Here is a 12,281-nt window from a genome sequence, read left to right on the forward strand (position 1 = left end):
ACGGTCGTGCGGTTGGGTTCAGCTCGCCGAGCAGGAGGGCGTCAGGCTACCGGCGGTGCCGGTGCCCTGGAACCCGAACTCGGTGTACTGCCCGGCGTTCACGTGCCCGTTGTAGGACACGTTGCTCCAGGTGTTGCCGGAGCGGGACACGTTCCAGGAGTTGGTGACGCTGACCCCGGCGGGCAGGGCGAGCGACACGCTCCAGGCGTTGATGGCGGCGGAGCCGGCCGTGACGCGCACGGTCGTGACGAAGCCGCCCTGCCACTGGTTCACCGACACCGTGGCGGTGCACCCGCCGCCGCCCGGGTTGCCCGGGTTGGACGGCGAGGTCGACGCCGACGGCGACGTGGAGACCGGCGGCGTGGACGACTGGGTCGGGCCGCTGCCGTTGAGGCCGAAGAACGCGATCGCCATCGCGGCCTGGCCGGACAGCGGCAGCGAGTGCCCGACGCCGCTGATGCTGATCGCCTCGACGGGCGCCTGGGTGGAGGCGTTGCCGTAGCGGGTGCGGGTCCAGCCCGACTGCGGGGTGTCCGTGAGCACCGGCGTCTGGCTGACGCCGAGCACGTTCGTCCACTGCTTGATCTCCTCGCCGAAGTTCGGGTAGGCGAGGGTCGTGTCGGTGGTGCCGTGCCAGACCTGCATCCGCGGCCGCGCGCCGGTGTAGCCCGGGTAGGCGGCCCGGACCATGTCACCCCACTGTTGCGGGGTGTAGATGCGCTGGCCCGAGGAGCACTGGCTGTTCCACGACGAGCCGTCCGTGGTCGCGAAGCAACCGAACGGCACGCCCATGAACGCGGCGCCGGCCTTGAACACGTCCGGGTAGTCGCCGAGCAGGACGTTCGTCATCATGCCGCCCGAGGAGGCGCCGGTGACGTACACCCGGTTCGGGTCGCCGTTGTAGTGCTGCTCGGCGTACGTGACCATCGACATGATGCCGACCGGGTCGCTGCCCCCGTTGTGCTTGAGCGCCTGCGGCGACGACACGTCGAAGCAGGAGCCGCTGCGGGTCGCCGACGGGTACACCACGATGAACCCGTACCGGTCGGCGAGCGAGGCGAACTCGGTGCCCGAGTAGAACGCCGGCCCGGAACCGGTGCAGTAGTGCACGGCGACGAGGATCGCCGGGCGCGCCTGCACGGTGTTGGGCACGTACACGTACATGCGCAGGTTGCTGGGGTTGTTGCCGAAGCCGGTGACCTCGGCCAGCGTCGCGGCCGAGGCCGGCTGGGCGAGGACGAGGACACCGGTGAGCGCCGCGGCCAGGGCGGCCGCTACTGCGAGCAGGCGGCGGCGCATGTCAACTCCCCGAGCAGCTGGGCGTGAGGGTGCCGGCGGTGCCGTTGGCCTGGAACCCGAACTCCGTGTACTGCCCGGCGTTCACGTGGCCGTTGTACGACACGTTGCTCCAGGTGTTGCCGGAGCGCGCGACGTTCCACGAGTTGGTGACGGTGGCGCCCGACGGCAGCGCCAGCGTCACGCTCCAGGCGTTGAGCGCGGACGAGCCGGCCGTGACGCGCACGGTGGCCACGAAGCCGCCCTGCCACTGGTTGACCGACACGGTCGCGGTGCAGCCGCTGCCGCCCGGGTTGCCGGGGTTGGACGGCGAGGCCGACGCCGACGGCGACGTGTTCGGCGTGGTCGGCGGAGGCGAGGACGGGCTGCCGTTGATCGCGTCCAGCGCGGCGGTGTACGCCGGCTTCTTGTTGCCGTTGTTGTCGAACAGCAGCGGGGTGTCACCGCTGCGCCACGAGTCGCTGTCGCGGATGCCCCACACCGTGATGCCGGTGCAGCGCGACACGGCCAGGCACGCCTTGACCACGCTCGCGTACGAGTTGGCCTGCGCGGTGCCGGAGCCGGCGATGTCGAGCTCGGTGATCTGCACGTCGACGCCGAGGTTGGCGAAGCGCTGCAGGTTGGCCTGGTAGTCCGACGGCAGCGGGGAGCCGGAGTTGATGTGCGACTGGAAGCCGACGCAGTCGATCGGCACGCCGCGGGACTTGAAGTCCTGCACCATCGCGTACACCGCGTTGCTCTTCGCGTTGACGCCGTCGGTGTTGTAGTCGTTGTAGCAGAGCTTCGCGCCCGGGTCGGCGGCCCGCGCGGTGCGGAACGCGACCTCGATCCAGTCGTTGCCGGTGCGCTGCAGGTTCGAGTCGCGCCGGCCGCCGCCACCGCCGTCGGCGAAGGCCTCGTTCACCACGTCCCAGGCGTAGATCTTGCCCTTGTAGTGCGTGGCGACGTTGGTGATGTGGTTGACCATCGCGTTGCGCAGCGCCGTGCCCGACATGTTCTGCGCCCACGACGGCTGCTGCGAGTGCCACGCCAGGGCGTGCCCACGCATCCGCTGCCCGTGCGCGGTGGCGTGGGACACGATCTGGTCCGCACTGGAGTAGCTGAACTGCCCCTGCGTGGGCTCGGTGGCGTCCCACTTCATCTCGTTCTCGGGCGTGATCATGTTGAACTCGCGGTCGAGAATGCCGCTGTAGGTGGCGTCGCTGAGCTTGTAGGCGGCGACGGCGGTACCGAAGTACCGCCCCTTCTCCGCCGCCGACGCCCCCAGTGTGGTGGCGGCGTCGGCGCTGCTCGCGAGGCCCACGATGGTGGCGATCGCGGCCGCACCGGCCAGTGCGATCGCCCCTCGGGTCCTTGCTCTGTTCATGGCGCAAGACCTCCGAACGTTTCGAAATCCGCTGATTAGCGGACCGCCTCCAGCATTCCGGAAAATGCACGGAGTAGAAACGTCACGGCGGGTCTCACCAGGTCGAAGGCGTTATCGATATTACAATTCGCGAAACTTACAGTCTTTCGAAAGACGACAATGTTTCAGCCCTTTACTGAACCGGTTAGGCCGCCCACGATGCGCCGCTCCGCGAAGACGAAGAAGCCGATCGCCGGGATCATCGACGCCGCGGTGTACGCCAGGATGCGGGCGGTGTCCTGGGAGTACTGCGTCTGGAACGCCGCGACCCCCAGCGGCAGGGTGAAGTCCGTCGGGTCGGACAGCACCAGCAGCGGCAGCAGGTACGCGTTCCAGCTCGTCACGAACGCCAGGATGGCGACCGTGGTGAGCGCCGGGCGGCTCAGCGGCAGCAGGATCCGCCAGAAGAAGCCCAGCTTGCCGGCCCCGTCCATCGCCGCCGCATCCTCGAGTTCGCCGGGGATCGCGTGCATGAACGGTCGCAGGATCACGATCGTGATCGGCAGCGAGAACGCCGCCTCCGGTAGGGCCACGCCGAGCGCGTGCTCGAGCAGCCCGAGCTGGCGCAGCAGCAGGTACAGCGGCAGCGCCGCCGCCGTCACCGGGAACAGCAGGCCGATCGTGAAGAGCGTGTAGAGCCCCTCGCGGCCCTTGAAGGTGTACCGCGACAGGGCGAACGCCGCCATCGCCCCGACCGCGACCGCGAGTGCGGTGGCGACCACGGCGATGAAGGCGCTGTTGCCCATCGCGCGCCAGAACACCGACGACGTAAGCACCTCGGCGTAGTTGGCGAACACCCACGGCTTCGGCCAGCCGGCCGGTGCGTTGTTGATCTGTGCGTTGGTGCGGAACCCCCCGAGCACGGTGAACAGCAGCGGCACCACCGTGACCCCGACGACGAGCAGGGCCGCCAGGTAGGTGAACGGAGTGCCCACCGTCATGGCGGACCGGCGCTTGGTCATGGGTGTCACTCCACGATCCGGGTCAGTGCGCCCTCGGTGTCGCGGCGCAGGGCGAAGCGCTGGTAGATCAGCGCGAAGATGAAGCACACGACGAACAGCACGACGGCGACGGCGCTGCCGTAGCCGAACTCGTAGCGGCTGAAGCCGTGATCGAGCAGGTAGGTTGCCATGGTGCTGGAGGCGCTCGCGGGGCCGCCCAGCGTCATGATCCAGACCAGGTCGAACAGCTGCAGCGAGCCGATGATGGACAGGAAGATCCAGATCCGGATCGTCGGGCCCAGCAGCGGCAGGATGATGCTGCGCGTGGTCTGCCACGCCGTCGCGCCGTCGGTCGACGCGGCCTCGCGCAGCTCGGCGGGGATGCTCTGCAGCCCGGCCAGCAGCAGGATGACGCCGAAGCCCAGGTACTTCCACGTGATCACGACGAAGAGCGTGTACAGCACCAGGTCGCCGTTGGCGAGCCACTCCTGGATCGCGCCGCCGAGTCCGACGCTCTTGAGCGCCTGGTCGACGAACCCGTCGGGCTGCAGCATCAGCAGCCACACCACGGCGGTGATCGCTTCGGACAGCACGTACGGCGCGAACACCACCAGCCGCAGCGCCGCCCGGCCCCGGATCTTCCGGTTGAGCAGCAGCGCGATCGCGATCGACAGTGGCAGCTGGATGGCCACCGACAGCACCGCGATAATGATGTTGTGCAGCAGTGAGTGCAGGAAGACCTCGTCCTCGAACACCCGCGAGTAGTTGCCCAGCCCGAACCACGTGCGCGGGCTGAATCCGGTCCACTTGTAGAAGCTGTAGTAGATCGCCGCCCCGATCGGCAGCAGGACGAAGCCGATGAACAGCACCAGCGCGGGGGTCAGCAGCAGCGTCAGCTCCAGCCGTTTGGCCCGGCGCCCGCCCGGCCGACGGGCCGGTCGCGACGCCGCGCGACCGGCCCGGGCCGATGGTGCCGCCGCCACGGCGATACCATCCGTTTGCGTCATGCCGTATTACCTTCTCGGATCACTTGTTCGCTACGGCCTTGGTGAACGCGTCCACGATGCCCTGCGGGGAGCCTTTACCGGCGAAGAAGTCCGCGATGGCGTCGTTGAGCGCCGACCCGATGCTGGTCGGCAGCGCCTGGTCGAAGTACACCTGGATGTACGGCGCGCTGTTCAGCGCCTCCTGAACCGTCTTGAGGGACGCGTCCTGGATCGCCGAGATCGCCTGCGGGTTGGCCGGCAGCGTCGCGGTGTTGCTCTGCACCAGCTTCGTCTGCACGTCGGTGCTGGCCACGTACTTCAGGAAGTCGGCGCAGGCCGGGCCCGCCTTGACGCTGCAGGAGAAGCCGTCGCCGCCGCCCAGCGCGGTGCCTGGCGTGCCCTTCCCGCCCTCGACGCTCGGGAACGCGAACCAGCTGAGCTTCGACGCGAACTGCTTGTCCTCGGTCAGCGGGATCATCGTCGGCAGCTCCCAGTCGCCCTGCAGCTCCATCGCGGCCTTGCCGTTGGCGACGAGGCCGGCCGAGCTGCCGGCGCCCTGCTGGGCCGGGGTGCCCAGGAAGGCGTTCTGGAACGGGTTGGTGGCCAGGAACGCCTTGAGGTCCTCGCCGGCCTTCACCCAGCACGGGTCGTCCATCTTGAGGTTCTTCACCGTGCTCTGCACGGTGTCGAGGGAGCACTCGCGGATCGCGAAGTACGACCACCAGAACGCGTCCGGCCACTTGTCCTTGCTACCGACCGAGATCGGCGTGATGCCCTTCGCCTTGAGCTTCGACACGGCATCGTTGAGCTCGGCCATCGTCTTCGGCGGCGCCGAGATGCCGGCCTGCTCGAAGAGGTCCTTGCGGTACCAGAACCCGACGACGTGCAGGTCGTAGGGGATGCCGTACTGCTTGCCTTCGACCTGCCAGCCCTTGGCCGCCGCACCGAGCTGGCTGATCCAGCTCGACGTCTGCGGCGTGATGTCCAGGATCTTGCCCGACTCAACCTGGGTGGCCAGGGATCCGCCGCCCCACTGCTGGAAGATGCTGGGCGGGTTGGGGGACTGCAGCGCCACCGAGATCTTGGTCTTCAGTGCTTCGTTCTGCGCGGGCTCGACCTTGAACGTGACGTTCGGGTGGTCCTTGTGGTACTGGTCGGCGATCGACTGCCAGACCCCCAGCGCTGGGTCCTGGTTGCCGTTGTGCCACCAGGTCAGCGTGACCGGCGCGTTGGCATCGGTTGGTGCGTTACTGCTGTCGTTTCCGCAAGCGGTCAGGGAGGGGACTGCCATCGACAGTGCGATGGCGATCGCGGCCAGCCTCCGTGGGGTGCTCAGGCGGACGTTCAAAGTGATCATCTCCTGACGGGGGCGTGGGCGAGCTCAGGGGCTCGGCCCTCGATGACCGCAGAGTCTCGTCCTTAGTTACGAGGATTGTCAATCGTTGTCGATAACGTTATCGGACGTTATTGTGCCCTCGTGAAGCCCACCTCCCGAATCACGATCCGTGACGTGGCCGCAACGGCCGGCGTGTCGGTCGCGACGGTGTCCAAGGTCCTCAACGCCCGCTACGGCGTGTCCGCGGCCACGAGCGCGCACGTCCAGGCCGTGATCCGCGAGTTGGGCTACGAGGCGAGCCTGGTCGCGCAGAGCCTGCGCAACCACAAGACCAACGTGATCGGCATCCTGGTCGCCGACCTGGAGCCGTTCTCGACGGAGCTGCTCAAGGGCGCGGCCAAGGCGATCAAGGGCACCGGGTACGAGCTGGTCGTGTACTCGGCCGGCGGGCGCACGTCCGACCACGCGGGCTGGGAGCAGCGCTACCTCTCGCGGCTGTCCGGCACGCTCGTGGACGGCGCGGTGCTGGTCACCCCGACGGTCGTGGAGGTCGACTTCGGCCAGGCCGTGGTCGCGGTCGACCCGCACACCGGCCCGACCGGCCTGCCGACGGTCGACTCGGACAACCTGGCGGGCGCCCGCACCGGCGTGCGGCACCTGCTGGACCTGGGCCATCGGCGTATCGCCCTGATCGGCGGCCGTCCCGACCTCGAGTCGGCCAAGCTGCGCGAGCAGGGCTACTGCGAGGAGCTGCGCGCGGCCGGGATCCCGGTCGATCCGCTGCTCATCCAGCCCGGTAACTACGACGCCGACGACTCGACCGCGGCGGCCCGCCGCCTGCTCGAGTCGCCGGACCGCCCGACCGCGCTGTTCGCCGCGAACGACATCTCGGCGATCGCGGCCATCGAGGTCGCGGTCGCCATGGGCCTGCGGGTGCCGGAGGACCTGTCGGTCGTGGGCTTCGACAACGTGCCCGAGGCGGCGCTGGCCCGGCCGCCGCTGACCACGGTCGAGCAGCCCATCCATGAGATGGGTCATCGGGCGATCGACCTGCTCATCCAGCTGATGCACGGCGAGCAGACGCACGATACGCACATCCGGTTGTCGACCCGTCTCGTCGTGCGCCAGTCCACGGCGCCCGTTGGGCGGGGGACATGATCCGCGCATCGGGCCGCTTCTGCGGCCGGTCGCGCGGCGGTTTCCGGCGGCTGGTTCGCCGGGCCGGGGCCGAGGTCCGGCTCCGGACATGACCTGCACTTCAGGGCTGCGATGCGGTGATCCTGCGGCGCTCGGTCATCGCAGTCGGTCGCCGGGCGTGATCCTCACCCGGCGCCTCGGCGGGTGGGCGCGGTTCGTTACCTGCTCGTCTCGGCGGGTGGGCGCGGCTCGTTACCTGCTCGTTTCGGCGGGTGGGCGTGGCTCGCTATCTGCTCGTTTCGGCGGGTGGGCGCGGTTCGTTACCTGCTCGTCTCGGCGAGTGGGCGCGGCTCACTACCTGCCCGTCTCGGCGGGTAGGCGCGGCTCGCGAACCGCCCGCCCCGGCGGGTCGGCGCGGCTCGCGACCCGCGGTTCCTGATTTACATGATTTATCGGGCATTTCGATATTTGGTACAAGCCGGCTTCTGTGAAGATCGCCAGCCTTCGTTACACCGCCAGTTTTGTGGCACAGCCAGTTTTTGCGGGCACGGCCAGTTTTGTGACATGCCAGTTCTTGTGAATATTGCTCGTTTTGTTGTGAACGGAGCGAACCAGCGTGACAGACAGCGGCGCCGCCGTACCGTGGCGGGACTCCAACCTGCCCGTCGGCGAACGGGTGGCGGACCTCATGGCCCGCATGTCGCTGCGCGAGAAGGTGGCGCAGATGTACGGCGCGTGGCTCAACGTCGACGATACCGCCGGCGAGGTCGCCCCGCACCAGAACGACCAGGCCCCCGACCCGATCGACTGGCCTGAACTCATCCGCCACGGACTGGGCCAGGTGACCCGGGTCTACGGCTCGGCCCCCATCGAACCGTCCGCCGGCGCGCGCCGCGTGGCCGACCTGCAACGGCAGGTGGTCAACGCCGGCCGCTTCGGCATCCCGGCGATCGTGCACGAGGAGTGCCTGACCGGCCTCGCGGCGTGGAAGATGCCCATCTTCCCGGCGCCGCTGTCGTGGGGCGCGAGCTTCGACCCGCGCCTGGTGGAGCGCATGGCTGCGCACATCGGCGACACGATGCGCCGCCTCGGCATCCACCAGGGCCTCGCGCCGGTGCTCGACGTGACCCGCGACCTGCGCTGGGGCCGCGTCGAGGAGACCATCGGCGAGGACCCGTACCTGGTCGGCACGATCGGCGAGGCGTACGTGCGCGGCCTGCAGTCCGCGGGCGTCGTCGCCACCCTCAAGCATTTCGTGGGGTACTCCGCCTCGCGCGCCGGCCGCAACCTCGCCCCGGTGTCCATCGGCCCGCGCGAGATCGCCGACGTATTGCTGCCCCCGTTCGAGATGGCGCTGCGGGCCGGCGCACGCTCGGTGATGAACAACTACACCGACATCGACGGCGTCCCGGTGGCCGCGGACGCCTCCCTGCTCACGGAGCTCCTCCGCGATCGTCTGGGCTTCGACGGCACCGTCGTGTCGGACTACTTCGCGATCGCGTTCCTCGAGTCGCTGCATGGCGTAGCCGCCGACCGCGCCGAGGCCGCCGCCACCGCGTTGCGCGCCGGCGTCGACATCGAGCTACCAGGCGTAAACTGCTTCGGCGGCCCCCTGCTCAAGGCCCTCGAGGCCGGCGACGTCGACGAGTCGCTGATCGACCGCGCCGTCGAGCGCATCCTGCGCCAGAAGTGCGAGCTCGGCCTGCTCGACCCGTCGTGGCGCCCGGACCCGGAGTACCTGCGCGCCGCCGGCCCGTTCGCCGCACTCGACGACGCCGAGGCCCGCTCCCTCGCCCGCGCACTGGCCGAGCGCTCGGTGGTCCTGCTGCGCAACGACGCCGGCGCTCTCCCGCTGGCGCCCGGCACCCGCCTGGCGGTCGTCGGCCCCGGCGCCGGCACCCCCGACTCGCTCTTCGGCTGCTACTCCTTCCCGCGCCACGTCGGCATCCACCACCCCGGCCTGGAGCTGGGCGTGGTGGCACCGTCCATCGTGGACGCTCTCGGCGCCGGCTTCGAGGTCGTGTACGAGCAGGGCGTCCCCGTTCTCGGCGGCGACGACGAGGGCATCGCCGCCGCCGCGCGCGCCGCCGCGGACGCCGACGTCTGCGTGGCGGTCCTCGGCGACCTGGCCGGCCTCTTCGGCGCCGGCACGTCGGGCGAGGGCTGCGACGCCGTCGACCTGCGCCTGCCCGGCCGCCAGGAGGAGTTGCTGGAGGCTTTGCTGGCCACCGGCACCCCGGTCGTCCTGGTCGTGCTGGCCGGCCGCCCGTACGAGCTGTCCCGCCAGATCGACCGCCTGTCCGCCGCCGTCTGCGCCTTCTTCCCCGGCGAGGAGGGCGCAGCGGCAATCGCCGGCGTGCTGTCGGGCCAGGTCAACCCGTCGGGCCGCCTCCCGGTCGGCTTCCCGGCCGCCGGCACGTCACAGCCGTCGACGTACCTGTCTGCATCCCTGGGCCGCAAGAGCGAGGTGTCCACAGTGGACCCGACGCAGCTCTTCCCCTTCGGCCACGGCCTTTCCTACGCCGCCGCCACCTGGGGCGAGGTCGCGCTGCACTCCACGGACGGCTGGGCCACGGACGGCGAGCTCGAATTGTCGGTACCACTCACCAACAATTCGGAGCGCGACGTCAGCACGGTGGTCCAGGTGTACGCCCACGACCCCGTCGCCTCGGTAGCCCGCCCGGTACGCCAGCTCATCGCCGCCCCGCGCGTCGACCTGTCCCCGGGCGAGTCCCGGACGTTGGTCATCACGTTGCACGCGGACCTGCTGTCATACACCGGCCGCGACGGCCGCCGCGTCGTCGAACCCGGCGACGTGGAGCTGTTCGTCGGCCACTCCAGCGGCGACACGCACACCGCACTGCACGTCCCGATGGTAGGCGCGGCCCGGGTCGTCGGCCCGTCCCGCCGCCTGCACCCAACGTTCGCGCTGCTCCCGTAACACGAGCCGATGTCGCCGCCGCGGCGACATCGGCCGCATCCTCGACGACACAACCCGACCAGCATTCCTCTCGCCCAGCCCAGCCCGGTTCGGCTCGTCGCTCGGTCCGGTCCGGCTGCCGCCCGGTCCTGCTCTTCGCTCGGTCCGATCCAAGCTCGGTTCGGTTTGGTTGTCGCCCGGTTCGGCTCGTCGCTCGGTCGGGTTCAGCTCTTCGCTCGGTCCGATCCAAGCTCGGTCCGGGTCAGGTCTTCGGCGTCCTGACCCGGACCGTCTTTGTATCCAGTCGGAGGACGGCAACGTGGCGGCGGCGAGACCGACGGCGTCGCGGGCGTCGTTTTGCTCGCCGCGGAGTTTGAGTCGGGTCGCCCGGACCCCGCGCCGTGTAACTTCCACCGCGAGCTCGGTAGCTGCTACCGCAGAGCTCCGCTGCGCCGGTGCGATGATCTTGCTGGCTGCGGCCCCGGTCGGGCCTCGAATTACCGATTACTGAATTGCCGATATTCGGTAATCGGTAATCCAGCAATTTGACGATCTTGGTCGCTAGTGCGGGTTGTGCCTGCTCAGGCGGCCCATGCTAGCTTGCGAGCGGTGGTCGGGCGGGGCGCAGTGTGATCGGCGAGCGCCGACACGAACGCCTCGGGCCGCGGGTCGTGCAGCAGCAGCGAGCGCTGCCGCTCCGCGCCGGTACCGTGCCGGCACAGCCAGCCGAGCCGGCTGTGCACCGCGACCGCGTCGCCGGTCTCGCCCAGGGCCGGCGTGATCTTGCGCAGCAGCACACGCAGCTGGTCGGCGATCGTGACCGGCGGTTTCCCGGGCGGCTGCGGCCCCCGCACCACGAGCCCGTGCCGCGCCGCCGCGGAGAGGCCCTCCTCGATCTCGGCCGCTGTGTGCCGCTCGACGGGATGCTCGCGCCGTACGTCCTCGATCAGCGTAGCCACCAGCGCCCGCACGATCCCGGCGAACACCACGGTGTCCGTCACGCTCAGGCACGTGTCCGCGATGCGGATCTCGATCGTCGGGTACCGCCCGGACAGCCGCGCCAGCAGGTGCACCCCGCCGATGTCGAGGGCGGTGCCGTCGGAGATGAGCGCCTCGATCGCCCGGTCGTAGTCTTCCGCGTCGGCCCAGACCTCCGGCGCGCGAAACGTCGGCCATTGCCGGCGCGCTTCGTAACGAACGCTGCCGTACCCGCTGTCGGCCCCGTCCGCGCACGGCGAGTTGGCGGTCAGCGCGAGCAGCGGAGCGAGCCACGGTCGCAGCCGCCCGAGCACGCCGACGGCCAGGTCGCGGTCGGCCACCCCGACGTGGACGTGGCACCCACAGGTCCCCGCGGCCGCCATGGTGGCATTGGGAAAGCGGTCGGCCAGCTGCCGGTACCGCGGATCGTCCGTCAGCGCATCCAACGGCCCGCGCCGAAACGGCGGCGCCCCGGCCGCGACGAGCCGGGCACCCGCGAGCCCTGCCGCATGCGACGCGATCCAGCGCAGCTCGGCGAGCTCATCGTGCAGCTGGTCAAGCCGCGTATGCACGCCGCTGACGGTCTCGAGCTGATACGCCGTGTACTCGTGGTGCACTCGCTCGTCCCCGTCGGTCACCCCGAGCACTCCGGCCGACACCGGCGCCACGGCGCCATCGGGCTCGAGCAACAGGAACTCCTCTTCCACCCCTACGGTGAGCATCGCCGCCTCCCCTCCACACAACTTCGTCGACGGGTGAAGCGTCACCCCACGCCACGTCACCGCACGTCATCCAGCCCGGGTGACCGGAACCACCGCGGGTAGGCCCACCACTGCATCCGGTTACCGTCCGCCACCCGAAAGGGATGACGCCCCGCGCCACCTCACCCACACCCGACGCGTCACGGTGTGTGCCCACAAGGGGTTTCGCCTTTCCCGCGTGCAGCCAGCGTCAGCGGCACCACGGACGGTGTGGAGACATCCGGCATCGGGCGAAGGCAGTCAGACGCCTGCTGTCGTCCACGATGTAGCCGTCCGGGCGCAGGCCGTCGCCGGTGGCTTCCAGCGCGGCACGGCACAGGTCCCCGCGCGACCGTTTCGCGAGGCGGTGCGCTCCGGGTGTTGCGATCGGATTCCGTTCTGGCGCGGCGCTGGGTCATTGCCCGGTCGTGCCTGCCCTGGCTCGCGCGAAGCAGTGCCGCGACCTCGCGCCGCAAAGCAGTGCCGCGACCTCGCGCGAAGCAGTGCCGCGACCTCGCGCCGCAAAGCAGTGCCGCGACCTC

General features: G+C 69.9%; 8 protein-coding genes. 2 read left to right on the plus strand and 6 right to left on the minus strand.

Annotated elements, in window-relative coordinates; genetic code table 11:
* Positions 1-18 precede the first annotated feature (18 nt).
* The 5 genes from ABD901_RS17105 to ABD901_RS17125 form a co-directional block, all read right to left on the minus strand.
* Complete coding sequence (locus tag ABD901_RS17105; RefSeq protein WP_345127877.1) at positions 19-1,299, minus strand: extracellular catalytic domain type 1 short-chain-length polyhydroxyalkanoate depolymerase; 1,281 nt, start codon at positions 1,297-1,299, stop codon at positions 19-21.
* 1 nt (position 1,300) lies between these two features.
* Positions 1,301-2,662 carry a glycoside hydrolase family 10 protein gene (locus tag ABD901_RS17110; protein ID WP_345127878.1) on the minus strand — a complete coding sequence of 454 codons (1,362 nt, stop codon included), beginning with the start codon at positions 2,660-2,662 and terminating at the stop codon, positions 1,301-1,303.
* Positions 2,663-2,826: 164 nt separating this feature from the next.
* Entirely contained in the window at positions 2,827-3,663 is an 837-nt protein-coding gene (locus ABD901_RS17115; RefSeq protein ID WP_345127879.1) for a carbohydrate ABC transporter permease, read from the minus strand.
* Positions 3,664-3,668: 5 nt separating this feature from the next.
* Positions 3,669-4,649, minus strand: coding sequence for a carbohydrate ABC transporter permease (locus tag ABD901_RS17120; RefSeq protein ID WP_345127881.1), 981 nt, complete (start codon positions 4,647-4,649; stop codon positions 3,669-3,671).
* 19 nt (positions 4,650-4,668) lie between these two features.
* On the minus strand, positions 4,669-5,985 hold the full coding sequence (locus tag ABD901_RS17125) for an ABC transporter substrate-binding protein (protein WP_345127883.1): 1,317 nt from the start codon (positions 5,983-5,985) through the stop codon (positions 4,669-4,671).
* A 120-nt stretch (positions 5,986-6,105) separates the two neighbouring features.
* On the opposite strand from ABD901_RS17125, the gene ABD901_RS17130 reads away from it, so the two are divergent.
* Complete coding sequence (locus tag ABD901_RS17130; protein WP_345127884.1) at positions 6,106-7,122, plus strand: LacI family DNA-binding transcriptional regulator; 1,017 nt, start codon at positions 6,106-6,108, stop codon at positions 7,120-7,122.
* A 595-nt stretch (positions 7,123-7,717) separates the two neighbouring features.
* Positions 7,718-10,042, plus strand: coding sequence for a beta-glucosidase (locus ABD901_RS17135; protein ID WP_345127885.1), 2,325 nt, complete (start codon positions 7,718-7,720; stop codon positions 10,040-10,042).
* A gap of 560 nt (positions 10,043-10,602) precedes the next feature.
* Here the strand turns inward: ABD901_RS17135 and ABD901_RS17140 are convergent.
* Positions 10,603-11,721: a carboxylate-amine ligase gene (locus ABD901_RS17140; protein WP_345127886.1), complete on the minus strand. Its 1,119-nt coding sequence runs from the start codon at positions 11,719-11,721 to the stop codon at positions 10,603-10,605.
* Positions 11,722-12,281: the final 560 nt, after the last annotated feature.

The sequence above is a fragment of the Dactylosporangium darangshiense genome, from assembly GCF_039537565.1.
GTDB classification, from domain to species: Bacteria; Actinomycetota; Actinomycetes; order Mycobacteriales; family Micromonosporaceae; genus Dactylosporangium; species Dactylosporangium darangshiense.

What these genes read in the sequence shown, in the direction of transcription:
- ABD901_RS17105 (WP_345127877.1), bottom strand. Translation starts at nt 1,299, where the DNA reads ATGCGCCGCCGCCTGCTCGCAGTAGCGGCCGCCCTGGCCGCGGCGCTC.
- ABD901_RS17110 (WP_345127878.1), bottom strand. Translation starts at nt 2,662, where the DNA reads ATGAACAGAGCAAGGACCCGAGGGGCGATCGCACTGGCCGGTGCGGCC.
- ABD901_RS17115 (WP_345127879.1), bottom strand. Translation starts at nt 3,663, where the DNA reads ATGACCAAGCGCCGGTCCGCCATGACGGTGGGCACTCCGTTCACCTAC.
- ABD901_RS17120 (WP_345127881.1), bottom strand. Translation starts at nt 4,649, where the DNA reads ATGACGCAAACGGATGGTATCGCCGTGGCGGCGGCACCATCGGCCCGG.
- ABD901_RS17125 (WP_345127883.1), bottom strand. Translation starts at nt 5,985, where the DNA reads ATGATCACTTTGAACGTCCGCCTGAGCACCCCACGGAGGCTGGCCGCG.
- ABD901_RS17140 (WP_345127886.1), bottom strand. Translation starts at nt 11,721, where the DNA reads ATGCTCACCGTAGGGGTGGAAGAGGAGTTCCTGTTGCTCGAGCCCGAT.